The organism is Lysinibacillus sp. NPDC059133 (assembly GCF_042755925.1).
GTDB lineage: Bacteria > Bacillota > Bacilli > Bacillales_A > Planococcaceae > Lysinibacillus.
This window is the reverse complement of sequence record NZ_JBHZDH010000019.1, coordinates 3,033-30,004: the sequence shown is the minus strand read 5'-3', so window position 1 is coordinate 30,004 and position 26,972 is coordinate 3,033. Positions and strand designations below refer to the sequence as shown.

Here is a 26,972-nt window from a genome sequence, read left to right as displayed (position 1 = left end):
ATTCCTCCTATTCCTTGTTCTATTTTACCATGCTTTTGTAATAGAATTCGTGGGAAAAAGGTAATGGAATTTGTTATTTTAACGATTGTAATGTAAAAAAAACGAAAACAGTTGACATTGCCTTTTGTTGTGACTAACATAAAGGGTAATCAAAAAATGATTAACCGCTTATGACCAAGCAAGTAGCGTATACCTCTATTGGAGAAGAGAGGGAAAGACCTAGGCTGAAATCTTTCCTACAAAAATGTATAACGTGAATAACACTTGAGAGGCTTTTTTCTGAAAAGTAGTGCTTAGTAGGAAAAAACGGAATCGGCCGTTATCCGATCAGGAGGAGGACGCATGTATTTGATGCGTCAACTAGGGTGGAACCGCGGAAGCTTATACAGCTCTCGTCCCTTGCATTATGCAGGGGGCGAGGGCTTTTTTTATGGACAAAAAAATGAGAGAAGTCCAGAAGAGCTTGCTCATAAGCAATTTATAAAGGAGGTATTTATATGAGTTTTAAAGTGCCACGAGGGACGCAAGATATTTTGCCTGGTCAATCAGAGAAATGGCAAAAGATAGAAGCGGTTATCCGTGATATCTGTCGTGTCTATCGTTACAACGAAATTCGCACACCGATTTTTGAGCAAACAGATTTATTTGCTCGTGGTGTCGGTGAAACAACAGATGTTGTTCAAAAGGAAATGTATACATTTGAAGATCGCGGTGGCCGTTCGTTAACATTACGTCCGGAGAATACAGCCGGTGTAGTTCGTGCTTTTGTTGAGCATAAAATGTTTGGTGCACCTGATCAACCAGTAAAGCTTTCATATTTAGGACCAATGTTCCGTTATGAACGTCAACAAGCAGGGCGCTACCGTCAATTTGTACAATTTGGAGTAGAAGCCATTGGTTCAGCGGACCCAGCTATTGATGCGGAAGTAATCGCGCTAGCAATGGATGTCTATGAATCAGCTGGTTTAAAGGATTTAAAATTAGTCATTAATTCTCTTGGTGACAAAGAAACACGTGATACACACCGTACAGCACTGCTACAACACTTCGAACCACATATTCATGAGTTTTGTTCAGATTGCCAAAATCGTTTGCAAAAAAATCCACTGCGTATTTTGGACTGTAAGGCGGACCGTGAGCACCCGTTAATGACATCTGCACCTGCATTAACTGATTTCTTAACAGAGGAGTCAGCAGCATATTTCGCTCAAGTTAAAACGTATTTAGATACACTAGGAATTTCGTATGAGATCGATCCAAATCTTGTAAGAGGTCTTGATTATTACAATCATACGACTTTTGAAATTATGTCAACAGCTTCTGGCTTTGGAGCAATTACTACACTTTGTGGTGGTGGGCGCTACAATGGCCTTGTGCAAGAAATTGGTGGACCAGAAGTACCGGGTATCGGTTTTGCACTAAGTATTGAACGTTTATTGCTTGCGCTTGAAGCTGAGGGTGTTGAATTAGACACAGCATCAGGACTCGATGTCTATATGATTGCTATGGGTGATGAAGCGAAGTTAAAAGCAGTAGAGTTAACAAGTACCTTCCGTGCAAAGGGCATTTCTACGGAGATGGATTATCTAGATCGCAAAATGAAAGCTCAAATGAAATCCGCAGACCGTTTAGGTGCAAAATATACGATTGTTTTAGGTGAAACAGAGCTTGAAGAGCAAGTCGCTACTGTTAAACATATGGAATCAGGAGAACAACAAAAAGTAGCGTTCTCAGAATTAGTGAACTACCTATTAAAACAATAAACGAACACAAGCTGTTAAAACATAGATCGTTTATATTTCAATACAAGATTGTCTGTCCAAATGATTAAAATAGTTTAAGCTTCATTTTGGACAGATAAATCATCTAAACAATAAACTGATATCTAATTTTCCATGGCATCAATTCGCTACTTAGTAGGAAGTGTATGCTACATAAATAAAATAAACGGTCCATCATCAAAAGTTAGGGATGACATTTTGTAAAAACGTATGTCATGTGGAAAAGTTGATCTTCGTTACGACTGGAACGGAAATCAACCTTAAGTTATGGTGATGAGCCAAATAAATTTTGGAGGAATTAATTAAATGGCAACAAGAACACATGCTAGTAACGAACTTTCAGAAGTATTACAAGGCGAAAAAGTCGTATTAAAAGGTTGGGTACAACGTCGCCGTGACCTAGGTGGTTTAATTTTCATTGATTTACGTGACCGTACTGGAATCACACAGGTAGTGTTTAGCCCTGATGTAGCAGAAGCACATGCTTTAGCTGATAAAGTACGCAGTGAATATGTAATTGAAGTAGAAGGAACAGTTATCCTTCGCTCAGAAGACCAAATCAACCCAAATGTACCGAACGGTAAAATTGAGGTAGAAGCAACAAAATTAATCGTCATTAATACAGCTAAAACAACACCATTCCAAATTGAAGATCGCACAGATGTATCCGAAGATTTACGTTTGAAATATCGTTATCTTGACCTGCGTCGTCCGGTTATGTTTGATACATTCAAAATGCGTTCTGACGTTACTCGTACAATTCGAAACTTCTTACAAAACGAAGGCTTCTTAGAAGTAGAGACACCAATTTTAACAAAATCATCTCCAGAAGGGGCTCGTGACTATTTAGTACCATCACGTGTTCATGAAGGTGAATTTTATGCATTACCACAATCACCACAGTTATTTAAGCAATTATTAATGGTATCTGGTTTTGAAAAATACTTCCAAATCGCACGTTGCTTCCGCGATGAAGACTTACGTGCTGACCGTCAACCAGAGTTTACACAAGTGGACATTGAAACAAGCTTTTTAACGCAAGAAGAAATTATAGAAATGAACGAACGCTTAATCCAAGCGGTTATGAAAGAAGTAAAAGACATTGATATCCCTGCACCGTTCCAACGTATGAAATATCAAGTAGCAATGGATCGTTACGGTTCTGATAAACCGGATGTGCGTTTTGGTTTAGAGCTTGTTGATTTAAATGACATTTTTGATGGCTGTGATTTCAAGGTATTTGCTGATATAGTGGCACAAGGCAAACAAGTAAAGAGTATTAACATTAAAGGTGCAGCAGATAAATACTCTCGTAAAGACATGGACGAGCTAACGAAATTTGTTGGTATTTACGGAGCAAAAGGTCTTGCTTGGTTAAAAGTAACGGAAGAGGGCTTAAACGGACCGATTGCAAAATTCTTTGACGAAGCATTAGCAGCTGCATTAATCGAACGTATGAAAGCTGAAGTGGGCGATATTTTAGTATTTGTAGCTGATCAAGCGTCTGTTGTAGCAGCTTCATTAGGTGCACTTCGTACGAAATTAGGTCAAGACTTAAGCTTAATAGACGAATCACAATTTGCGTTCCTATGGATTACAGATTGGCCATTATTAGAGTACTCTGAAGAAGATGGTCGCTATAAAGCAGCACACCATCCATTCACACGTCCATTTGACGAAGATATTCAGTTAATGGAAACAGATCCTTCTGCTGTCCGTGCACAAGCATACGATATCGTATTAAACGGTTATGAGCTTGGTGGAGGTTCATTACGTATTTATGAGCGTGAATTACAAGAAAAAATGTTTAATTTACTTGGTTTCACAGAAGAAGAAGCAAGAGCTCAATTTGGCTACTTATTAGAAGCATTTGAATACGGTGTACCACCACATGGAGGTCTTGCATTTGGTCTTGACCGCTTCGTTATGTTACTTGCTGGCCGCACTAACTTACGTGACACAATTGCATTCCCGAAAACGGCAAGTGCTAGTTGCTTAATGACAAACGCACCTAGTGAAGTGTCTCCAGATCAATTAAGCGAGTTAAGTTTAGCAATCAAACCGTTCAGAAAATAATTAATACTACGAAATACCTGGATTCTCTAGCGAAATCTGTTGAGAATCTAGGTATTTTTTGCGTTTTCGCAAGTATTTAAATTTTTTAAAGAAAATAGTTTGAATTATCAGAAATATAGTGTTATTATAACTGTAATACGAATCCTGATGTGTTTGTCAAATTGCTAGCTCTACTTAACAGTTTTGACCGAACACTTTAGAAACGGGAGCCTTCATTTTGTAGTCGCAAACAAGCCCCATGCGGAGCGGGACGTTTAAAGCTGCAAAGCGGGCACCCCCCTGCGAAATGCGGGTTCAAAACGAATGTTTCTTGGCATAACGGCACAATCGGGATTCGTCATACATAGTTATTAAGCAAAAAAAGGAGCATGTAAATAGTAATGGGTTCTGTTTTGAAGTACAAAAAGCAAAATCACAGGTTAAAAAGTCAATTAATTAGCATATTAAAAGGTACTGCAATTGTTATCTTAGGGTAACAATTGCAGTACCTTTTTTGTACAACTTGGTTTGATATTTCGTGAATCAAAATTTAACTAAAGCTACCCGTTAGCTTAATAAACATCTGTTAGTCTTCATCAAAAAAAAGTTGCAGTGGATAAATTTAATAGTGGTACTACTATTATTGCTAAACCTAAACTTACTTCAAAATTTACAATATAAAACATTTTTTCATTATATTCCAATTTTATTGATAACGCTTTCCTAGCGTGGTATTTTTATATAAAGGAGGTGATTATATGAGGTATTTATTTGGATTCATTTTTTTATTAATAGGTATTTGGCAGCTAATAATAACCTGGCGAACATTCACAGGTCTCAAGAAAGACGGAGATAAAAGTACTTCTCCTTTTATTATGCTAGGCCTGTGGAATAGTTTAGTATTTGCCATAATTTTTATTGCTGTTTCACTCGGATGTTTCTTCATCAATTTTTAAATATTTCTATTTAAAATTTATTTGGTTTGTTCATTATTTTACAAGTATGTGATAAGCCAATCTCGTTTTTGAGTCGTCTTAAACAGTATATTAAGTATCGAACCAAAACACATACAAACTAAAAATCCAAACAAAGCATAAATGAGTGATTCCATAAAATACCTCCAAACTTCTATTATGTAATATTTTACTATAAATTCTTATTCAACTAAACTGCCCCGTTAGCCATCCATGAAGCGCAAAAATCAGCTCTTCACCACAGAAAATGAAAGATGATTAAGTTCTTTCATGGGAGTTTAATATAGTTCCTTGCCATTTAAATCCTCACGCTAACTAATTCGAGCGAAAAAAGATTATGTATTCGCATCGTTATAGAACTTTCTATAATGTAGCTTTATTAATGCGATTTGATATACCAATTCATATGAAAATTGTTAAAAAACCGCTTTATATCAATAAAAAAGGGGCATCTAAATCATTTCGATTTGATACCCTTTTTTTAGTGTTTTTTAAAGTTTTGTACTCGAAAACAGAACCCGTTATGTAAATAGCTCCTTTTTTTAATGCAAGTAATGGGTTATTCAAAAAGGCAACTGCTACAAGCGGGACTAAAAAAATCATAGAGGAGGACAGGCGATGATCCTTGGCTTAAAAAAGAATGAAGTGAAAATTGTGCCATATGATAGTGAATGGAAAAATGAATTTATGCGAGCTTGTTCCGAGATTAAAGAACATACGAATATCCAACTTGATCGTATTCAACATATTGGTAGTACATCGATTGACGGAATTCAGGCAAAGCCAATTATTGATATCTTAATGGGTTTTGAGGATATTGATCATATTTCAGATTCATTTTTAAAAGCAATGAAAAAAGCTGATTTTTATAGACTGCGTGTAGAAAGACCAGCAGAAATTGTATTTGCCAAGTTTACAGACGATACATTCGAAATCAAAACACATTTTGTTCATTTAGTAAATTATCAAGGAGAAAAATGGTGTGATTTATTGTTTTTTAGAGATTATTTAAATGCAAATGAAGAGGCCAAAAGGCAGTATGAAAAGTTAAAATTAAAATTCCTTAACAGCAATTTACAAGGGGTTGAGGAATATACATCGTATAAAGAGCAATTTGTACAATCGGTTTTTGATAAAAGAATTGCTTTAGCAGGAGATGAATAAGACTTGGATATAGATTGCGGAAAAATGATAATTAAGCCTTCTCGTCACAATATTGAAAGAAAAACTGGAATGATATTTAAAAACATATGCCATGTATATAAGTTGATTGGGGCGAACCTCGCGAGTAAAGCGGTTCATCGGACGCCCCCAGGAACGCCTAGTCGGAACGGAAATCAACCTCGCGTGATGATAATGTAGTGAAAAATTTAGAAAATATAAAAAAATCACTTTTTATTTATGTGAAAGCATCATATAATTGGTATAGACAACTATACCGAATAAAAAGTTTGCCTGTTAGCCTCAGTCAAGCTTCTCAAAAAACGCTTAGGGGGGTGATCTATTGAAAAATACACTTTTAATTTCCAATGTTACGATCGTCAATCATGATGAAGCGCCGTATAAAGGCGACCTACACATTGATGATGGTAAGATTATTAAAATAAGTCATAACTTATCTGATAAGACTGAGCACTATATAGATGGCAAAGATAAAAATTGGTTCCTGTTACCTGGCTATATTGATATGCACATACATGGCTCTGCTGGGCATGATGTGATGGATGCTACGCAATTAGCATTACATCAAATGGCACGCTCTTTAGTACAGGAAGGCGTGACAGGCTTCCTTGCTACTACAATGACGCAATCTATAGAAGCAATTGAAAGCGCTTTAGCGAATGTTGGTCGATTTGAAAATAATGAGGATGAGGCAAGCTTATTAGGTATACATGTAGAGGGGCCGTATATATCAAAAAAACGGGCAGGCGCACAGCCAATAGAATACATTATTTTACCGTCTACGGAGCAATTTGCATCCTGGCAGAAGATAAGTAAGCAACGTATTCAACAAGTCACAATCGCACCTGAGGTAGAGGGAGGCTTTCCGTTTATTGCATCGTTAAAGGATTTAAATGTTATTGCTTCCATCGGCCATACTGACGCATCAATTGAGGAGGTGTCTAGGGCAGTAGCATTGGGAGTAAGGCAGGCTACACATTTATATAACCAAATGCGCCCTTTCCATCATCGCAATCCAGGTGTCGTTGGAGCAGTGCTTTTAGATGATCTAGTAAAGACCGAAATTATCGCAGATTTCGTGCATAGTCATCCTCAAGCTGTTAAGTTAGCGTATCGTATAAAAGGAGCGAAGGGCATTATTTTAATTACCGATGCGATGCGGGCAAAAGGCTTACATCACGGTGATTATGATTTAGGTGGTCAAACTGTTCATGTTTCTAAGGATGGCGCTCATTTATCTAATGGGGCTTTAGCTGGTAGTGTGCTAACGATGGAGCAAGCAGTAAAAAATATGAAAGCAATCACCAATTGCTCATTGCAGGAAATTGTCGCAATGTCCTCTACGAATGCTGCTAAGCAATTACAGCTAGCAACTAAAGGTCGTATAGAAGAAGGCTATGATGCAGATTTTGTATTACTGGATGAAAATTTAAATGTACAAAAAACTATTTGTCGGGGTAAAGTTGTATTTGAGAAATGAAAGTAAAGAGGCGATAAGGATGGTGCAACACTTGTTAGATAAAAATTCTCATATACCTATCTATATACAAATAGAAGAGATTATTAAGCAACGTATTTATTTAGAAGAATACAAAATCGGTGAAAATATACCTTCTGAGCGGGAGCTTTCTACGCAGTTTGATGTTAGTAGAATGACTGTGCGTCAATCCATCACAAATTTAGTCAATAGCGGTTTGCTGTATCGTGAAAAAGGGAGAGGTACGTACGTCGCTAATCCAAAATTAGAACAACCGCTAAAAGGATTAACAAGTTTCACAGAGGATATGCGGGCTAGAGGAATGGAACCAAGCAGTAAAGTTTTACGCTTTGAGAAAATCGTACCACCAGTTGATATTGCTAGAGATTTAATGTTAGAGCCGGGCGAAGAGGTATTCTTCGTTGTACGAATTCGTAGTGCAGATTCCAAGCCAATGGCCATCGAAAGAACATATATTCCAGTAAAAATATATCCTGAATTAGATGAAAAGAAAATAATGGGGTCATTATATGCGTTAATTGAAGCGAAGTTCCATCAGAAAATTGGAAACGCTATTCAGCAAATGGAGGCTGCCATTGTTCTAAAAGAAGATAGTAAATTTTTGCAAATCAATCATACTGCACCGGTGTTAATTATTAAACGTACAAGTTATTTATCTGATGGAGTTCCGTTTGAACTTGTGCGAAGTACTTATCGAGCTGATCGATACAAATTCATTAGTGAAATTAAAAGGTGATCCTATGGATGCATATTTTCTAGAAATTCAAAAGCTAATGCAGGTCGTCAAGGAGCAAGAATATGCCCAAATAAAAGAAGCCGCACAATTAATTGTACAAAGGCTTCAACGCGGGGGAATTGTCCAATTATTTGGTTGTGGTCATTCTCATCTTTTAGCACAGGATGGTTTTTATCGTGCTGGAGGGCTTGTACCTGTACGTCCTATCATTATAGAACCTTTAACATTACACGCAGGAGCGATGACGTCATCTGAAAATGAGAAGGACCCGACGATCATTGAACAATATAAAGATCATTTTGATTTTCATGAAAATGATGTTTGCATTGTTATTTCGACATCCGGGAGAAATCAAGCACCTATAGATGTAGCATCTTTAGCGAAAGAAGCAGGAGTACTTGTCTTGTCTCTGCAATCTCTTGCTTATTGCGAACAAAGGACCCGTCATCAAAGTGGCAAGCGCTTAGAGGATGTAGTAGATAGAGTGATCAATACGCATATACCAATAGGAGATGGATTACTGCATCACAATGACATACAGTATGCCCCATCCTCTACAGTTATTGGTTCAATTATATTAAATACATTATTCAGTGAAGTCATTGAGATCATGGCCATGTCTGACGAAGTATTACCAGTATTTAAAAGCAATAATGTTGACTCGGATTCGTCTCATAATGAGGCAATGATTGCCTATTATCAACATCGAATTAACTTTAAATGACAAGTGGAGGGATATCTATGAAGAAAATGTATAAAATAACAGCGCCGGAGGGACTACATGCTAGACCCGCAGCTATACTTGTAACTGCAGTCACACCATTTGAGTGTGACGTTCAGTTAACCTATAAAGAGAAATCGGTCAATTTAAAATCAATTATGGGTGTTATGGCACAAGGAGTAGCACCCGGAAGTATTGTAGAAATTTCAGCAGATGGGCCCGATGCCGAGAAGCTTTTTCAAACAGTAACAGAAGTATTTGTTTCTAAAGGAATTGGAGAGGAATGCTAAAAATAAAAGGCATTGCTGTATCTCAGGGGCTTGCGGGAATATTCAGTGTTGGAAGGAGGTGATTTTGCATATGGAAATAAAAATAATTCCACCAGAAGATTATAAGCAGGTACATCAATTAAGAGATTATTGTTTTCCTAATAAGTATACTGATGCGCGGCGAGATGATTTTCATTATTGGGTTGAGCATAGCACAACATTGGGTGCTTACGATGAACATAAAGTAGTTGGACAGCTATTAATATTGCCACTTAATATGACAATCCATGGTAAAAATTATGATATGGGCGGAATTGGCTTTGTTGCAACCTATCCTGAGTATCGGCAGCAAGGGATTATCAAAAAGCTTATGACAGAGGCACTAAAGAAAATGCGAGAGAATGGGCAAAGTATTTCTGTGTTAGCACCATTTTCTGTGTCCTTTTATCGTTATTTTGGATGGGAATTATTTTTTGAGAAGCTATATTACACGATTCCACAATCGATGTTTCCTTCTTTCGGAAAGCAGTTGGACGTAGTAAAACGTATGAGCTTTGAATGGCCAGATCGTGATCTTTTTCAGGCGATTAAGGATTTTCATAATGCACAGGCACTTTTCCATAATGGAAGTATGCTACGAGATGATGCTTGGTGGAACAGAATAGAGAGAAGGATGCCTGATAGTCATTTGGCGGCCTATTTTAAGGCTGATCAAATTGCAGGTTATATTCGTTATATCATTCGGGATGAAACGTTTGAGATTCATGATTTTATAGCTGAAGATTTACAAGCAGAACAAGCAATTTGGCGTTTTATAACGTCGCATGCGGCGAGTGTAAATAGCATCAAAGGAGTTACTTCTAACAACCATCAATTTGGCTTCTATTTTAAAGAACCACAGTTTAAAAAGGAAGTCGTTCAAGATGTAATGGTAAGGATAGTTGACGCTATGAGGTTTATGCAACATTATCCGTGGGGCGATATTCAGGAACCGTTATATATTCAAATTGAAGATGCGTTTTGTAGTTGGAATGAACACGTTTATCAAATAAATAAAAGTGGGGATGTCTCAATAATTGAGACTAATTCTATCCCAGAAATGCATATGTTAACATTACCAATTAATCTTTTTTCAGCGATGATGGTTGGCTATTTTTCTGTAAAGGATGCACTTTTGTATGCAAATAAACATTTGACTGAAGATATGATTAGTCGATGGCAGCTTGCATTACCTTCTAAAAAACCAGCATTTTATGAATACTTTTAAGAAAAGCGTTCATGAATGAATAACTATCGATCGGTTTGTTCTAAAAATTTAAATTTTTTTAAACTTTTTTCTGGACTATACCACTTAAATGAATCCTTTCAGTAGTCTGTAACAACGATATAGCCCAGTTTTCAAAACTGTTTTTTAAGGAAGAAAATAGTGTAAAAAGGATATTGTGGTATATACCAATAGGTGCTATTCTCAACATAAGAAAGCGATTTCATAATTCGAAATTTAACAATTATAGTCGCTAGAAAGACAATCTTAAATCGCGAAAAGGAGTGTTTAGATGAAGAACATTATGCTAGTGTGTGTAGCTGGAATGAGTACTAGTTTGCTAGTGTCGAAAATGCAAAAAGCAGCACAAGAACAAAATATTGAGGCGGATATTTATGCGATTGCTGAAAGCGAGGTCGACAAAATATTAGCTACTAAAATGGCGGACGTATTGCTACTGGGTCCGCAAGTCCGTTACTTAAAAGGAACATTTGAAACAAAATACAAGGAAAATTTCCCGATTGATGTCATTAACATGATGGATTACGGCATGATGAATGGCGAAAATGTTTTAAAGCAGGCATTAAAGTTGATTGGTTAAGGGGGCTACGGCAATGGAAGAAACAGTTTTGATGGAATCCATTATGGGACTGATTGTGCACAGTGGTAATACGAAAAGTGAGTGTATGGAGGCTATCCAGCTAGCAAAAAATGGGCAGATTCAGGAAGCAAAGGAAAAAATACAGCTAGCCAATGATGCATTGATTGAAGCGCATCATTCTCAGACGGCTTTACTGTCACAAGAGGCAAGGGGAGAAAAAGTAGAGGTGTCAATGCTGTTAATTCACGCACAGGATCATTTAATGAATGCCATTACGTTTCGTGATTTAGCATCTGAAATGATTGAGTTGTATGAACGAATCAAAGGGGAGTAGCATCAAGCCTTGATGTCACAATAAAAAGTAAAGGGAGTGTGTGAAATGTTCCGTTTTTTAGAAGAAAAATTTGTGCCGGTTGCAGCTAGGGTTGGGAATCAGCGTCATTTAGTTGCCATTCGAGATGGTTTTATTACAATCATGCCATTGACAATTGTTGGATCACTTGCGGTACTTGTTAATAATTTGCCTATCAAATTTTATCAAAATGCACTTGATGCTATCTGGAAGCATGAAACTTGGACACAGTGGGGCGGGAATATTTGGAACTCGACATTTGGAATTCTCTCGCTATTACTAGCCTTTACAATTGCTTATAATCTTGCTAAAAGCTATGAAAAGGATGGACTTTCAGCCGGTGTCATCAGCCTTTCCAGTTATATGACGTTTGGAACCTTTGGTGAAGGTGGATTAACAGGGTTAACAACAGGTACAGGTGGTTTGTTTATAGCCATTATTGTTGCTTTGCTGTCAACTGAAGTATTTTGTAGATTGGCTGGCAACCCTAAGCTACTAATAAAAATGCCGAATGGTGTACCGCCAGCTGTTTCAAAATCATTCGCTGCATTATTACCTGCTATTATTACAATTGGTTTATTTGCTCTAGTTCGTACAATTATTTCGGCAGGCTTTGATATTCCTGATATTGTCGGTTCATTCTACTCAGCGATTCAAGAGCCGTTTATGGGCTTAACGAATACATGGGTTGCGGCTTTAGTTTTAGCATTCATTCCTACGTTTTTATGGACATTAGGCGTTCATGGTGCTAATATAATCGAACCATTTATGCAAACAATAAATTTACCAGCGATTGAAGCGAATGTAAGAGCAATTTCATCTGGTGAAGTAGCGCCATACATCGTTAATAAACCATTCTTTGATGCCTTCATCAATATGGGTGGTTCTGGTACGACAATAGCACTTATTATTGCTATTTTCATTATCGCTAGAAAGAATAAACAATATAATACCGTTGGAAAATTGTCGGCAGCACCAGGTCTTTTCAATATTAATGAACCATTACTTTTCGGTCTTCCAATTGTGTTAAACCCAGTGTTATTTGTACCGTTTATTTTGACACCAATGATTAACGTAACAATTGCTTTCTTTGCAACAAAGTGGGGCTTTGTACCGGCAGCTACAGTTTCACCACCGTGGACAACGCCACCGATTATTAATGGATTCTTAGCGACTCAATCTTGGCAAGGAGCTGTACTTAGTCTTGTTTTACTGATCGTCGCAGTGTGTATTTATTTACCGTTTATTTCGATGGCAAACCGTATCGCAAAGCAGAATGAACAACGAGAGGCTGAATCAGAATCTCAAAACGAACAGCGTGTTTCAGAATTAGAAAATCAAAAAGTAGAAGTGTAATTGTGAACTAATGGAGGTATTAGCAATTGAGAAGATTAGGGATTTCACTATATCCTCAGCATAGTACACTAGAAGATATGAAGCGGTATGTTCAACTCGCTCATGACAATGGTTTTGATCGAATATTTACATGTCTAATGTCGTTAAATAACGATCAGGAACGACAAAAATTACAGCAAATCAATAAATTTGCGCAGCAGCTTGGCTTTGAAATTTCAGCTGATATTGCACCAGCTGTTTTTGAAGATTTAGGCTTAACGTATAAAGATATTGGGTACTTTAAAGAGCATTATCATTTAACGGCATTGCGCTTAGATATGGGTTTTTCTGGCCAGGAAGAAGCGTTTATGTCCCTCGATGCAAGCAATTTAAAAATAGAGTTAAATATTAGTAACGGTACTAAATATGTAGAAAATATATTATCCTATCAACCGAATAAAGATAATATTATTGGCTGTCATAATTTTTATCCAAGACGTTTTACAGGTTTATCACGTCAACATTTTTTACAAACATCTCAACAATTTAAAGCGAATCATATTCGAACAGCAGCAATGATTTCATCTCAGCATGCTATGTTTGGGCCTTGGGAAAAAACCGAGCATGGCTTGCCAACATTAGAAGAGCATCGTCATCTGCCAATTACTGTGCAAGCAAAGGATTTATGGCACACTGGTTTAATAGATGATTGTATTATTGGCAATATGTATGCTTCTGAGGAAGAAATACGTGCATTAGGCCAATTAAATCGCCATAAGCTAGAGCTGAAGGTTGAGCAGTCTGTTGAAACGTCTGTTTTAGAAGAAGCAATTCTTTTTAAGGAGCCACATTTTAATCGTGGCGATGTTTCGGATTACGTAATCCGTAGTACACAATCTCGTGTTAAATATAAAAATGGTGACTTCCCTGCCCATGATAGCCACCCATTAAAATTGGGGGATGTGACTATCGATAATAATTTAGATGTACGTTATAAGGGTGAGCTTCAAATTGTTTTAAAGGAAATACCGAATGCCGGATCAACAAATGTTGTGGCAAGAGTTGTAGAAGAAGAGCAATTCTTATTAGCAAATATTCAGCCATGGGCATCATTTGGTTTTACAAAATGATTACAGAAGAAGGGATTAAGCCATTAGTTGATAGTGCTTAATCCCTTTTTTCTTGATTCGGCTATTGTTTTTGTAGCGACAGCAACAAATGTTTTCTGTAGCGAAAGTGAAACGACAGCTACAATTAAGCCAAGAAGAAAGGAGCGAAGATTATGTATGTATTAGCGATTGACGGTGGTGGAACGAAAACATCAGCAGTGATTTGTGATGAGCTGGGCAATATTTATGCCAAAGTCGTAACGACTCGGAGTAACCCAACAGCTATGGGTATTCAATATTTTAAGTCAACGATTCATGATATACTACAAAATTTACAACAACAAAATCCGCAAGTATTTGCAGCCATAGATAGTTGTTTTGCTGGCATGGCTGGAGTTAAGGAGCTACAAGCAGAAGAAGTTGTAGAAACGATAGTACGCCAATACGTTCCTAAAACAGCACATGTTTTTGTTGATAATGATGCTTTAATTGCACTTTATGCAGGCACACTTGGGCAGGCAGGTATTGTGCAAATTGCAGGGACAGGCGCTATCACAATGGGTTACGATTGTGAGCAACATTTTCATAGAGTAGGGGGCTGGGGTTATCTTTTTGATGATGAGGGCAGTGGCTATGATTTAGGGGTTCAAGTGCTGAAGGCTATTTTTCAAAGCTATGATGGACGAGGAGATCCAACAGGTTTGACAGATGTTGTATTGCGTTATTTTTCTGTGGAAAATGTACCACAATTAATTGAGTGTATATATGGAGCGGAGCATCCTCGGACAGTGATTGCACCGTTAAGTAAATATGTTTTTGATGGGGCAGAAAAAGGAGATCGTGTTGCTATTCAGATCATTGAGGATGCTTGTAAGAAATATTATGTGGCGATTAAAGCATGTTACGCTCATATGACTTGGGAGGAAGGGGACGTACCTGTCGTACTAGTGGGAGGCGTTTTTACTAATGAAGCATATTTTTTATCGAAATTACAGCAATTTGCACAAGCTGATGGGATACCATTGCAATTTATGACCCCAGTTTTACAACCAATTGGTGGAGCGGTAATTGCGGCTTTCAAGCAAGTAAATATTCAAATTGCTTCAGAGTTTGTAGAGGATTTCCAGAGAAATTATGAACGGTGGAAATAACGAATTCTATTTGAAATATAGAAACTTAGAACATAAATCCATTTTGAAAAATATCAAAATGGATTTATGTTGTTATTTTAATTAATCTAGTATTAGTTTGTCTTTATTAAGTTTAAATGAATAGGCAGCCATTATTAATGCTGCTAATACCATTAAGCCTCCAAGCCATATTAAATTGAAAACACTTGAATATTCTATTATCAATCCACCTAATCCAGCCCCTAAAGTCATACCAATATTCATGATGGCTGTGTCGAAACTTATAATAATTTCTGAGGATTTTGGCTTTAAAGAAGTCAGATAATATTGTTTAGCCGGGGTAGTTGTCCATGCTGCAGTTGCCCAAATGATAATTGTCATGAACGCTCCTATTGTTGAGGAAATAGTAAATGTTAAAACAAATAAAGCTAAGGAATGTATGGCAAGGCTTAAATATATCGTACGAGAAGATCCCCACTTGTCGACGGCATACCCGCCAAATCGAGAGCCGAAAAACGCAAAAATACCTAGAATTAGAAGAGATATACTTATTATTTCTATAGAAAATCCTGCATATGAGCTTAAAATAGGAGAAATATAAGCAAAAACAAATGTATAACCGAGAATCCAAAATACGGTTATAAATAGCCCACTAAGTAAGCGCTTATCTTTTAAAAGTAGTAATTGTTCTTTAATGGGCATTGGCGTTTCCCCATCTAATTTAGGTAAATATTTAGAAAGTAAAATAATAGTAAGTAGCGTTACACCTCCTATAATAAGGAAAATGTTATGCCAATCTATATATGCTGCAATGAATGTACCAATTGGTACTCCAAGTGCTAACGAAATTGTGAACCCTGTAATTACCGTTGCCATTGCACTACCTCGCTTTCCAGGCTTAGCAAGGTAGGAAGCGTAGTTTGTAGCTACAACAATAAATAAGCCTCCACTCATTGCTAGCACTACACGGGATAGCATTAAGAGAGCATAATTAAAGCTGAAAAAAGCAAGGATATTTCCAATTAAAAAAGTAATCAAGGAATAGATTAGTACTTTTTTTCTAGCAAAATTTGATGTGACTATTACTAAAATAAGTGCCCCTATAGCATAGGATAAGGAATACATGGTTATTAGTTGACCAGCAATTGCAATAGATACATTTAAATCTGAGGAAATTATTTCTAATGTTCCTGATACAACAAATTCAGCAGTACCTGTTAAAAAGGCACCTAATGCTAATAAATAGATGACATAGTGTTTCAATATTTTCACTCCTTTTAAAAACTTGTTATCATTTTATCTAACATGCTATTATGAGTAAAATTGATGTTTTTTATTAAGGAGATGAGTAAATACTCATGACAATCACTCGTTTTGAAATATTTAGTAAGATTGCTGAGTTAGAGAGCTTTACGAAAGCCTCTGAGCAATTAAATATGACGCAATCTGCTGTAAGTCATGCCATTGCTAGTCTAGAAACAGAATGGGGAGTTATTTTAATTAATCGTGATCGAAGAAAGGGGATTACGCTTACTGAAATAGGTCAAAAAACACTTGTTCATATTAGGGAAATATTAAAACGATTGGAGAATATTAATCAAGAAATTGCCTTAACGAAAGATTTAGAAATAGGTACAATTCGTTTAGGTACTTTTGCGAGTGCTTCTTCATGTTTATTACCCAGAATACTTTCTGAATTTCAGAAAAAATATTCAAAGATAGAATTCAAATTTTATGAGGGGTCTTATGAAGAAATTACCGAATGGTTACATACTGGAATTGTAGATATTGGCTTTGTGGTTGAAACAGGCTCAACCTCAACATTTGAAATAATTCCACTTATCAAGGATAAAATGGTTGTGGCATTTCCTTTTAATCATAGATTTAGCAATCATGAAATTGTAAATATTCAGGAGTTACAAAATGAACCTTTTATTATGCCTACAGGTATGTATCAATGGCATATTAAGGGGTTATTTGAATTAGGGAATATAAAACCTACTATCCGTTTTGAAGTACATGATTGTAATACAATAGCTAATATGGTACAAGAGGGGCTCGGTGTTACTATTGGTCCTGAATTGTTTTTAAAAACTCAGCAACATTTACAAATTGGAAGCTTGAGTATAACGAATTGGCGTAATGTATCATTAGCTTGTCCCTCTGTTGATGATGCTCCACCGGCAGTTAAAGAATTTATTACAATCGCGAGGAAGGTTTTTAAAAGTAAGAAATAATAGTTTTCCTGACAGTCCCAGATTTCGAAATCGGCTTTTTAGAGACTAAAGTATTTTGTTAGAATTACATTATAATTTTCACTTGATGAATATCGTGATAAAATGTAATATAGTTTTGATTTTCTTAGTATATGACTAGGTTTACTAATAAAAAAATTCAATAGACGGAGAGTGTAAGGATGTTACATCAATTTTCACGTAATGAGCTCGCAATAGGAGCAGAGGGACTCGAAAAATTAAAAAATACAACAGTAGCCATTCTTGGTGTAGGCGGTGTAGGTTCATTTGCTGCTGAGGCATGTGCACGAAGTGGTATTGGCCGCATTATTTTGGTGGATAAGGATAATGTAGATATTACGAATGTTAATCGTCAATTAGTTGCCTATCTTTCAACGGTAGGAAAATCTAAGTCAGGTGTCATGAAAGAGCGTATTGCTGATATTAATCCAGCGTGTGAAGTAATTGATATGCACATGTTTTACACGGAGGAAACATATGAGCAATTTTTCGCACAAGGCATAGATTATGTTATTGATGCAAGTGACACAGTGATGTATAAAATTCATCTTATGAAGGAATGTCTAAAACGTAACATACCGATTATTTCTAGTATGGGTGCAGCCAATAAAATGGATCCTACTCGTTTCAAAATTGCGGATATTTCCAAAACACATACGGACCCATTGGCTAAAATAATCCGTACGAAATTACGGAAGGATGGTATTCATAAAGGCGTAACGGTTGTGTTCTCGGATGAGAGTCCTATTGTAGTTCGTCCAGATGTTGTGGAGCATGTCGGAAAACCGGATGCAGCTATTCGTAAAGCAAAAATGCCTCCATCTTCCAATGCCTTCGTTCCTTCAGTGGCTGGCTTAATAGCAGCAAGCTGGGTAGTGAATACAATCGTAAAGGATATAAAAATTACACGTGTACAAGGCTAATACACCTTTGAAAAATCTGTGTGTCGATAAATTTAAAAAGTTGGACTATAAATTCAAAATCTTCATCGATAAATTAACAATATCTATCGATAAACTCAAATAATTTCTCGGTAAAAATAAAAAGGGTATCCCCAGAAGAATCAGCGGCCGCCACCACTAAAGCGCCCAGACGGGAAGAAAATCACCATCAGTTATGGAGGTGGGCCAATTTATGGAAGTAGCTGTCTCATTTAAGACAGCTGCTTTTTATATGTTACAATAGGAGCGTTGTAAAAAAAAGGATCTAAGATATTTGCCAGGTAATTAATGAGGGAGAGACAGACGCCTGAACGTGAGGGCAGCTTCACATTATGACTCCTCCAATATTTGCTGTAGAACCTAAAAGGAGGCGTTTTATAATGGAGCAAATCTATCAAATGGAATATAGAGGCTTAAATCTATTCGATGAAATTAGCACAGTAGAATTAGCTATTGATGAAGAAGGGCAAACAATACACATTTTTGATGTTGGTCAGGTTGTTAGCCCTATTTTTAATTTTGATGTGTCGGCTTACGAGCTATCAGATGGTTTTTACAAAATGGCGGATATACTCCGACATAAACGTATATTGACAAATCAACAGCCAGGTAATGAACTAACACTTAGTGAGTGGTTAATTACAAACACGGCCTATTTTTATATACCGCAAAAAAGAATAAAAAAATATGCGCAAGGAAGTATAATAGAAATTATTGATCGAACGAAAGAGCGATCTTTATTTGATGATTATGTTCAAAAAACATAATTTTACCAAAATAGTTCGCCTAAGGTGTTCAAAATGCTATTAATTCACGAAATTGCCTTATTTTTTTCATGTGACCACTTCTCTATTTGGTTTATTGCTATAATTTGAATAAATTCCAATAGATAATAGATCAGTTTGTTTGGAATGTACAGAACTACTTAAGGAAGTAGGAATGACGTTTAGAAAACAAATGAGAACACATCGGAGAGTGGTAAAATGGAAATTCAAGTAATTCGTGATCATTTAGATATTGTAAAACTTCAGCAGAAAATGAATGATATTGTATTTGACTATTTGGATACATCTAATAATTATCCAAAGGCTATGAGAGCACTAAATCCTTTATATACACAAGTTACAACATTTTATAAAGAGTATTTAGACAATAGAGCGGGTGAATTACCAAGTGCCAATACATATTGGCATTTGTTTATAGATTGTTGTGCAAAGCTTTGCTACTTTTTAGCGGCATCAACTTATTATTCATCCAATGAGTTACAAAAAACACCTGAAAAAGTTGAGCAATTATTAACGATTGCAGCCTATTCTTTACCTAGTATTGACCAGGAAGAGAATGAACAATTATTATCAGCGATTTTCGCACTTTACAGTGAAGTCGTAAAAGATGAAGAGAAAATCGTATCACTACGAAATGCAGTACTTGAACAAAAAGGTGCTGTCAAACAATGCTTACAGCAATTTAAAGTATTTGTTGATCATGAGTTTACGGTATAATTTACGAGTGATTTATCATCACTTTCAGAAAATAGAATAACAGTTTTAATCTGCTTACTTTTTGCGGTTAATCCACCAATCCTTACAGCAATCTACTTTGCGAGGGATGATTGGGTTTCCGACTCTTAAAGTTTTGCAGATTTTTTTGTTAATGTTTATAGATTATTGAGAGAAGAATGGTATAGTAGTGCTGAAATTTTGTTGTATGAAAATAAAAAAAGGACTTTTTTCTTAAAAGGTATTTATAAATTTTTGTCGAAATATAGTTAAAAAATTGAAAATCTATGTGTAAGATTTATGGCTCATCATCGATTGTTAAAACGTATACTATGTACAAGTTGATTGGAGTACCGATTGCAACGGAAATCAACCCTACGTTATGGTGGTGATTAAGGTTTATTACATACTGAAAGAAGTTAAAGCCTCCGGCGGACGCAATTATGCCGAGGCATAATTGATTGAAGGGGGACGTTCGATGTTAATAAACGGTATCGAAATCGATTTGGAGAAATTAGAAAAACCACTCTTATTAGTAAGTGAGGATGAGGAGTTTTTATTTCAACAGCTTATACAACCAACACTTGAATATGAGCTTATTCAATGTCAACTAGCTCTCTCGACAAGAAAATCCATCTCATTAGTTAGAGATTTTTGGTTGGCATTGTATAAAGGTCAAGAAAAATTATATATCAACAGTGGACATGCGCTTCTGTACCCAATTCGTTCAATCATATTCGAACTGGTAACACAAGCTGAGTACTTTAAACGTTTGTCGAAAAAATCTTTTGAAGATGAATGTCTGTCACTTATTTATGCCGTTGTTCTAGTACAATTTGTCTTACGGTGGATAAAGGAACGATTTAGTGATAACAAGGAAGTTAATGAAGCATTAAAATTATTATATAGAACTACAGATGATAATGAGGATGATCAGACCTTTCCGTCAAGGGAGCAATCGATCGGTCAAGCGATTGCTGTAAAAGCAATTCGCTTTGAAGTACGGGAAAACTCTCAGGAATTTGCTAGTCTACTCTATCAGACCTACGATTTTCTTCATTATTTACATGATATTGAAAAAGAAAAAGAAAAAGAACAGAAAGAAACGACTAAATTATCATCAATGAGAAATGTGGAAGACGTATTGAACCGATTTTACAATAAGCGCTATACAACAAATAAGGCTACCTTTACAGGATGATTGCTTAGCACTTTGTCCTGTTTATTAGGGGGAGTAATAAGATAAAAAAATAAGGCGCTTCTAGTTCAGATTGAAGTGCCCTACTTTCATGAAAAAATAGTATATTATGATTTTCAGTGAAGCTAATCTAGAAACGTTATTACTTTTCATCCTTATGAAAAGATTTAAGCTTTTCGTAGATTCCTGCCATTCGTTTTTCTTCACCTGCAATAACAGGTTTATAAAATTCTGTGCCCACTAGCTCATCAGGTAAATATTGCTGGTCGACCCAGCCTCCAAATGTGCCGATAGGGCTGTTGTGGGGATATTGATAGCCTACATGACCTAAATCTTTTGCTCCTTCATAATGAGCATCGCGTAGGTGATGCGGAATATCGCCAGTTTTTCCTTCATGAATGCTGGTAATGGCGGCATCAATGGCTGCAATTGCAGAATTAGATTTTGATGCAAGGCACATTTCAATAACAGCACTTGCAAGCGGAATACGTGCCTCGGGTAGCCCTAAACGTTCTGCTGCTTGTACAGCCGCGAGCATACGCGGCCCTACATCAGGATTGGCAAGGCCTATATCTTCATAAGCCATAACAAGTAAGCGTCGACTAACAGCTACTAAATCACCTATTTCCAATAAATGAGCTAAATAAAACAAAGCTGCATTCGTATCACTTCCACGAACAGATTTTTGCAACGCGGATAGCAAATTATAAAAATGGGATCCTTTTTTATCACCATAAACACCAATTCTACCGATAAGATGCTTAAGGATATGATCAGCAGCAACTGTTCGACCGTCCACTTCATCACTTGCATAATAAATCGATTCAAGCAAAGTTAAGGCCTTCCGAGCGTCACCATTAGCTGCTTCAGCAATTTGTTCAATTTGATGATCTGTTAAGACAAAATGATGTTTCCCTAGTCCGCGTTTATCATCAGAAAGTGCTTTGTTTATAAGTTCGATTATATTTTCTTTCGTTAAACGTTGAAGTTGGTATATTTCTCCGCAACGTGAGCGGATAGCGGGATTTACATCATGGTATGGATTTTCCGTCGTAGCTCCAATTAACACGATGGAGCCGTTTTCTACATGTGGCAACAAAGCATCCTGCTGTAATTTGTTAAAACGATGAATTTCATCCAAAAAAAAGAGGACTTTCCCTGAGATTCTAGCTTCCTGTACAATATCCTCAACATCCTTTTTACCTGCGCGAGTAGCATTAAGCGCGAAAAAGGGAAGGTTCGAGCTTCCTGCTATGGCATTCGCTATTGACGTTTTGCCGATACCTGGTTCACCAAATAGCAGCATGGATGGAACATGCTCATTTTGAATCATTTTATAAAGAGCGGTATTAGGACCGATAAAATCTTGGTGTCCTACAATCTCATCAAGGGTTAAAGGACGCATGCGATAAGCGAGTGGTTCATTATGCATTGAAAATTCCCCCTTTCAACTGTTTCATTGATTTTCAACTTTTTTTAGCGGGCTAAATGTTTTTTTGTGCTTATAATGAAGCATTACATAGTATTTTGCCTAACTATACTAAGGCGCAAGTAATAGTATATCATAACCTCCCGAGAGTATTTCCGAGTTTTGCGAGAGGAGATTATGTTATACTGTTGGTAGTATTTTTGACTAGACTATTTGAGGGTGATAAAATGAAAATTTCTACAAAGGGCCGTTATGGTCTAACGATTATGATTGAATTAGCAAAGCATTATGGGGAAGGACCTATTCCACTACGCAAAATCGCTGCTGAAAAGGAGCTTTCTGAGGCATACTTAGAGCAGTTGGTTTCACCATTACGTAATTCTGGCTTAGTGAAAAGTGTACGCGGTGCATATGGTGGGTATATGCTTGCAAATCCACCAAGTGAAATTTCGGCGGCTAATGTTATTAGTGTGTTAGAGGGTCCAATTCAACCAGTAGAAGGTATTGAAAATGAAGAAGCGCCTCAGCGAGAATTATGGCTCCGTATTCGTGATGCTGTGAAAAATGTATTAGATACAACGTCAATTGAGGATTTAGCACAATATACGGAGGAAAATGTAGCGGAAGGCTATATGTTCTATATTTAAAATTAGGCTAAAGCACAGCTCCTTGCCCTGTGGCATGGAGACGAATCTTTAGCGCTTTTCGTACAAAGGAGTTTTCAACATGAATTCATATATTTATCTCGATCATGCTGCGTCTTCACCAATGAATGACAAAGTAATAAACGCTATGACTACAGCAATGCAACAAGTTTATGGAAATGCATCAAGTATTCATGGGATAGGTCGAGAGGCGCGCAAATATTTAGATGATGCACGTGAAATACTTGCCAAATCAATTGGTGCTCAACCAGGGGAAATTATTATAACAAGTGGCGGAACAGAGGCGGATAATACGGCTATTTTTGGCACTGTTTATGCACGGGCTGCTGAAGGGAAGCATATCATTACCACACAAATTGAACATCACGCGGTTTTACATACTTGTGAAAAGCTTGAGCGAGATGGCTTTGATGTGACATATTTGCCGGTGGATGAAAAAGGACGTGTTTCTGTAGAAGACGTGCGAAATGCATTGCGTGAGGATACAATTTTAGTAACGATTATGTACGGTAATAATGAAGTCGGTACAATTCAACCGATTGCCGAAATTGGTAACTTGCTACGCGAACATAAGGCTGTTTTCCATACAGATGCTGTACAGGCATATGGTTTAGAGTCAATTAATGTTGCTGATTTACATGTTGATTTGCTAAGTGTTTCCGCACATAAAATTAATGGGCCTAAAGGTATTGGTTTCCTATACCAAAAAGCAGGGACACCATTTACTAGCTATGCATTAGGTGGAGCACATGAGAAAAAACGCCGTGCAGGTACTGAAAATGTGCCCGCAGTGATTGGCTTTGCAACTGCAGTACAAATTGCAAATGAGTTGCGAGAAGAAAAGCGAGTGCTATACAATCGCTTTAAGCAAATTATGCTGGATGTTTTCACGAAGGAAAATCTAGCATTTCATGTGAATGGAGAGTTAGAAAATACGCTCCCACACGTTTTAAATGTAAGTTTTTCTGGTATGGAAGTAGAGTCATTCCTTGTAAATCTTGATATGGCAGGTATTTGCGTATCTAGTGGTTCTGCATGCACTGCTGGCTCCATTGATCCATCACACGTGTTAGTTGCGATGTTTGGACAAGGGACAGAGGAATTACGTAACTCGATCCGCTTTAGCTTCGGCCAAGGTTTAATAGAAGCTGACGTACAACATGCTGCTGAAAAAACTGCGGCGATTGTGAAAAGACTCGCAAAATAATAATTTGCAAAAATTGTACATGTAATGGAATTTTGATAAAAGAAAAGGTGACCATAATGAAAGAAACACGTGACCCCTCACAAATTCGTGTTGTTGTCGGCATGTCGGGTGGGGTAGATTCTTCGGTTGCTGCATATTTACTAAAACAACAAGGATATGAAGTAATCGGGATATTTATGAAAAACTGGGATGATACAGACGAAAATGGCGTTTGTACAGCTACAGAAGACTATGATGATGTTATTAAAGTATGTAATCAAATCGGGATTCCGTACTATGCAGTGAATTTTGAAAAGCAATATTGGGATAAGGTTTTCACCTACTTTTTAGAAGAGTATAAAGCAGGACGCACGCCAAATCCTGATGTTATGTGTAATAAGGAAATTAAATTTAAAGCGTTTTTAGAGCATGCGATGGATCTTGGAGCTGATTATTTAGCGACAGGTCACTATGCTCGAGTTGATCGTAGTGGCGATGGCGAAGTTCAAATGCTTCGAGGCATTGACAATAATAAAGATCAAACGTATTTCTTAAACCAATTATCGCAGGAACAATTGTCGCATGTAATGTTCCCAATTGGACATATTGAGAAAAAGGAAGTCCGTAAAATTGCGGAGGAAGCTGGGTTAGCGACAGCGAAGAAAAAAGATTCAACAGGAATTTGCTTTATTGGAGAGCGTAATTTCAAAGAATTCCTAAGTCAATATTTACCAGCCCAACCTGGTAAGATGGAGACGATGGATGGTGTCGTAATGGGCCAACATGACGGATTAATGTACTATACGCTTGGTCAACGTCATGGTCTTGGAATTGGTGGTGACGGGGAGCCTTGGTTCGTGTTAGGGAAAGATTTGGAGCGCAATGTGTTACTAGTTGGACAAGGCTTCAATAATGATTCGCTATTTTCAACTTCACTGACTGCTGTGAAAATGAGCTATACTTCGACAAAAAAATTGCCCGGGAAATTTTCATGCACAGCAAAATTCCGTTATCGTCAAACAGATACACCAGTAGAAGTGGAAATTTTAGAGGATGGACGTACACATATTACGTTTGCTGAGCCAGTACGTGCGATTACACCTGGACAAGCTGTTGTACTATATGACGGTGAAGAATGTGTAGGTGGCGGTACAATCGACGAAGTCTTTAAAAATAACGAAAAACTAACATATGTAGGTTAATTTGCGCAAAGACTGCTTATACTCTTTCCTAAAGCGTATAGAATTTAGGCAGTCTTTCGCTACATAGAGGTGAAGAAAAACAATGGATTTTAACGAGCAAGGCATTCAAGCGTTTCAAGAAAAGCGCTACGAGGATGCTGCACAACTTTTTACACAAGCGATTGAAGAAGAGCCTGAAAACCCAATAGGTTATGTGAATTTCGGAAATCTCTTAGCAGTCTTAGAGGATACTGAACGAGCAGAACGCTTTTTTCAAAAAGCAATCACTGTCGATGAAACAGCAGCAACTGCTTATTATGGTTTAGCAAATTTATATTATAATGCGGAACGATATGCGGAAGCAGTAAAGCTTTATGAGCAAGCACTAAAACATAAAATTGAAGGCGCAGATGTGTATTATATGATGGGCAAATGCTTTGAACGAATGGAAAATTCGAAGCTTGCACTGCCATACTTACAACGAGCTTCAGAGCTTGCGCCAGAAGATACACAAATTCGTCTAGCATATGCGATCGTGCTATGTGCGCTAGAAATGTTTGAAGAAGGTAAAAAGGAATTAGATTATTTGATTGAACAGGATTGGAATAACGCAGATGCACATTATAATTTAGGTGTATTATATGCGGTATCTACTGAGCAAACAGAAGATGCTATGTACCACCTAAAACAAGCATTTACATTACAGCCAGAATACGACCAAGCACGTTATCTTTACGATATGATTGCACAGCGATTTAACTAATATAATTTAAAAGCTCTCAAAAATACTGAAAGGATGCCAAAATTACATTGGCATCCTTTCAAATTGTCTACAAGGGAACATATATTAAAGTGTATCAATAAGCAAAGGTTGATTTTCACTCCGAGTTGGCGCTTTCCGCGGGCTTGGCTGTAACTTCTTTCAACAGGTGTTTGGATAACCTGCTGGAAGAAGTTACAGCCTCCGGCGGATGTCACGGAATCGGAAAGGAGTTCTTTGTGCATGCACAAAGCCGATTCCGGACGCAATTATGCCGAGGCATAATTGATTCTCCTCGTCACTACGTTCCTGCGGGGCTTTCAGCGCAAGCTCATCCCGCAGGAGTCGCCACTCTCCGTGAAAAATCAACAACTCCTCAGCAAAAGTATTATTATTATAAATAACATCCTATGCTAAATAATACATGCTAGGTGAATTGGTTGATTTTCGTTCCGGCTGGGCGACTCCTTGGGGATCAGCAATAGAGGAACGAAGACTAAAACCATCACATCCTGTGATAACGCCTTCGTGACCAACATCGGTGCTGTTGCTGTCGCTACGTTGCACTACGCTTTCGCACAGACAAAAACACTTTGCTGACGCTTCGTTAGCACTACGCTTTCGCGCAAAAAACATCTGTTGGCCCAAGCGGCTCATCGGACGCCCCCAGGAAGCTTTGCTCTGGGCGAAAGCGAAGCGTCAGCGACAAATGTTTTATCTGTGCGAAAGCGAAGCGTCAGCAACAAATGTTTTAACTGTGCGAAAGCGAAGCGTCAGCAACAAATGTTTTAACTGTGCGAAAGCGAAGCGTCAGCAACAAATGTTTTAACTGTGCGAAAGCGAAGCGTCAT

The 26,972-nt window shown here is 37.3% G+C and carries 24 protein-coding genes, 1 other RNA gene and 1 other annotated feature; of the genes, 23 read left to right on the top strand and 2 right to left on the bottom strand.

What is annotated here, in order from left to right; translation table 11 throughout:
- Window positions 1-161: 161 nt before the first annotated feature.
- Window positions 162-403 (top strand) — a binding site (T-box leader).
- Between the two features lie 94 nt (window positions 404-497).
- From hisS to ACFXN8_RS12270, 14 genes are all read left to right on the top strand, one after another.
- A complete protein-coding gene (gene hisS, locus ACFXN8_RS12335) occupies window positions 498-1,763 on the top strand; it encodes a histidine--tRNA ligase (protein WP_376073836.1) in 1,266 nt (421 codons plus the stop codon).
- 324 nt (window positions 1,764-2,087) lie between these two features.
- Entirely contained in the window at window positions 2,088-3,857 is a 1,770-nt protein-coding gene (gene aspS / locus ACFXN8_RS12330) for an aspartate--tRNA ligase (RefSeq protein ID WP_386845374.1), read from the top strand.
- Between the two features lie 138 nt (window positions 3,858-3,995).
- Window positions 3,996-4,195, top strand: a non-coding RNA gene (gene ssrS / locus ACFXN8_RS12325) — 6S RNA.
- 1,233 nt (window positions 4,196-5,428) lie between these two features.
- Entirely contained in the window at window positions 5,429-5,974 is a 546-nt protein-coding gene (locus tag ACFXN8_RS12320) for a GrpB family protein (protein ID WP_386845372.1), read from the top strand.
- Between the two features lie 340 nt (window positions 5,975-6,314).
- On the top strand, window positions 6,315-7,472 hold the full coding sequence (nagA, locus tag ACFXN8_RS12315) for an N-acetylglucosamine-6-phosphate deacetylase (RefSeq protein ID WP_386845370.1): 1,158 nt from the start codon (window positions 6,315-6,317) through the stop codon (window positions 7,470-7,472).
- A gap of 31 nt (window positions 7,473-7,503) precedes the next feature.
- On the top strand, window positions 7,504-8,226 hold the full coding sequence (locus ACFXN8_RS12310; RefSeq protein WP_376073854.1) for a GntR family transcriptional regulator: 723 nt from the start codon (window positions 7,504-7,506) through the stop codon (window positions 8,224-8,226).
- 4 nt (window positions 8,227-8,230) lie between these two features.
- Entirely contained in the window at window positions 8,231-8,950 is a 720-nt protein-coding gene (locus tag ACFXN8_RS12305) for a sugar isomerase domain-containing protein (protein ID WP_483869457.1), read from the top strand.
- Between the two features lie 17 nt (window positions 8,951-8,967).
- Window positions 8,968-9,237 carry an HPr family phosphocarrier protein gene (locus ACFXN8_RS12300; RefSeq protein WP_386845366.1) on the top strand — a complete coding sequence of 90 codons (270 nt, stop codon included), beginning with the start codon at window positions 8,968-8,970 and terminating at the stop codon, window positions 9,235-9,237.
- 70 nt (window positions 9,238-9,307) lie between these two features.
- The gene (locus ACFXN8_RS12295) at window positions 9,308-10,483 is read left to right on the top strand and encodes a GNAT family N-acetyltransferase (protein ID WP_386845364.1); all 1,176 of its coding nucleotides are present in this window, start codon (window positions 9,308-9,310) and stop codon (window positions 10,481-10,483) included.
- Window positions 10,484-10,772: 289 nt separating this feature from the next.
- The gene (locus ACFXN8_RS12290) at window positions 10,773-11,081 is read left to right on the top strand and encodes a PTS sugar transporter subunit IIB (RefSeq protein ID WP_323647521.1); all 309 of its coding nucleotides are present in this window, start codon (window positions 10,773-10,775) and stop codon (window positions 11,079-11,081) included.
- Between the two features lie 13 nt (window positions 11,082-11,094).
- Window positions 11,095-11,415, top strand: coding sequence for a PTS lactose/cellobiose transporter subunit IIA (locus tag ACFXN8_RS12285; RefSeq protein ID WP_376073821.1), 321 nt, complete (start codon window positions 11,095-11,097; stop codon window positions 11,413-11,415).
- 45 nt (window positions 11,416-11,460) lie between these two features.
- Window positions 11,461-12,789: a PTS sugar transporter subunit IIC gene (locus ACFXN8_RS12280; RefSeq protein WP_376073819.1), complete on the top strand. Its 1,329-nt coding sequence runs from the start codon at window positions 11,461-11,463 to the stop codon at window positions 12,787-12,789.
- A 26-nt stretch (window positions 12,790-12,815) separates the two neighbouring features.
- On the top strand, window positions 12,816-13,898 hold the full coding sequence (locus ACFXN8_RS12275; RefSeq protein ID WP_386845361.1) for a DUF871 domain-containing protein: 1,083 nt from the start codon (window positions 12,816-12,818) through the stop codon (window positions 13,896-13,898).
- A gap of 152 nt (window positions 13,899-14,050) precedes the next feature.
- On the top strand, window positions 14,051-15,028 hold the full coding sequence (locus ACFXN8_RS12270) for an N-acetylglucosamine kinase (protein WP_386845359.1): 978 nt from the start codon (window positions 14,051-14,053) through the stop codon (window positions 15,026-15,028).
- 81 nt (window positions 15,029-15,109) lie between these two features.
- Here ACFXN8_RS12270 and ACFXN8_RS12265 read toward each other — a convergent pair whose 3' ends face one another.
- A complete protein-coding gene (locus ACFXN8_RS12265; protein WP_386845357.1) occupies window positions 15,110-16,270 on the bottom strand; it encodes an MFS transporter in 1,161 nt (386 codons plus the stop codon).
- Window positions 16,271-16,365: 95 nt separating this feature from the next.
- Between ACFXN8_RS12265 and ACFXN8_RS12260 the strand changes: the two genes are divergently transcribed.
- From ACFXN8_RS12260 to ACFXN8_RS12240, 5 genes are all read left to right on the top strand, one after another.
- Entirely contained in the window at window positions 16,366-17,244 is an 879-nt protein-coding gene (locus ACFXN8_RS12260) for a LysR family transcriptional regulator (RefSeq protein ID WP_386845355.1), read from the top strand.
- Between the two features lie 179 nt (window positions 17,245-17,423).
- On the top strand, window positions 17,424-18,185 hold the full coding sequence (locus ACFXN8_RS12255) for a tRNA threonylcarbamoyladenosine dehydratase (protein ID WP_376073814.1): 762 nt from the start codon (window positions 17,424-17,426) through the stop codon (window positions 18,183-18,185).
- Between the two features lie 398 nt (window positions 18,186-18,583).
- Window positions 18,584-18,970 carry a hypothetical protein gene (locus tag ACFXN8_RS12250; protein ID WP_376073812.1) on the top strand — a complete coding sequence of 129 codons (387 nt, stop codon included), beginning with the start codon at window positions 18,584-18,586 and terminating at the stop codon, window positions 18,968-18,970.
- 216 nt (window positions 18,971-19,186) lie between these two features.
- A complete protein-coding gene (locus tag ACFXN8_RS12245) occupies window positions 19,187-19,705 on the top strand; it encodes a hypothetical protein (RefSeq protein WP_386845352.1) in 519 nt (172 codons plus the stop codon).
- Window positions 19,706-20,180: 475 nt separating this feature from the next.
- The gene (locus ACFXN8_RS12240) at window positions 20,181-20,903 is read left to right on the top strand and encodes a hypothetical protein (protein ID WP_386845350.1); all 723 of its coding nucleotides are present in this window, start codon (window positions 20,181-20,183) and stop codon (window positions 20,901-20,903) included.
- Window positions 20,904-21,042: 139 nt separating this feature from the next.
- Here ACFXN8_RS12240 and ACFXN8_RS12235 read toward each other — a convergent pair whose 3' ends face one another.
- Window positions 21,043-22,332, bottom strand: coding sequence for a replication-associated recombination protein A (locus tag ACFXN8_RS12235; protein ID WP_386845348.1), 1,290 nt, complete (start codon window positions 22,330-22,332; stop codon window positions 21,043-21,045).
- A gap of 224 nt (window positions 22,333-22,556) precedes the next feature.
- Between ACFXN8_RS12235 and cymR the strand changes: the two genes are divergently transcribed.
- From cymR to ACFXN8_RS12215, 4 genes are all read left to right on the top strand, one after another.
- Entirely contained in the window at window positions 22,557-22,976 is a 420-nt protein-coding gene (gene cymR / locus ACFXN8_RS12230) for a cysteine metabolism transcriptional regulator CymR (RefSeq protein ID WP_053596201.1), read from the top strand.
- A gap of 79 nt (window positions 22,977-23,055) precedes the next feature.
- The gene (locus ACFXN8_RS12225; protein WP_386845346.1) at window positions 23,056-24,201 is read left to right on the top strand and encodes a cysteine desulfurase family protein; all 1,146 of its coding nucleotides are present in this window, start codon (window positions 23,056-23,058) and stop codon (window positions 24,199-24,201) included.
- Between the two features lie 56 nt (window positions 24,202-24,257).
- Entirely contained in the window at window positions 24,258-25,382 is a 1,125-nt protein-coding gene (gene mnmA / locus ACFXN8_RS12220; protein ID WP_386845344.1) for a tRNA 2-thiouridine(34) synthase MnmA, read from the top strand.
- An 82-nt stretch (window positions 25,383-25,464) separates the two neighbouring features.
- Complete coding sequence (locus ACFXN8_RS12215) at window positions 25,465-26,124, top strand: tetratricopeptide repeat protein (protein WP_386845342.1); 660 nt, start codon at window positions 25,465-25,467, stop codon at window positions 26,122-26,124.
- Window positions 26,125-26,972 lie beyond the last annotated feature (848 nt).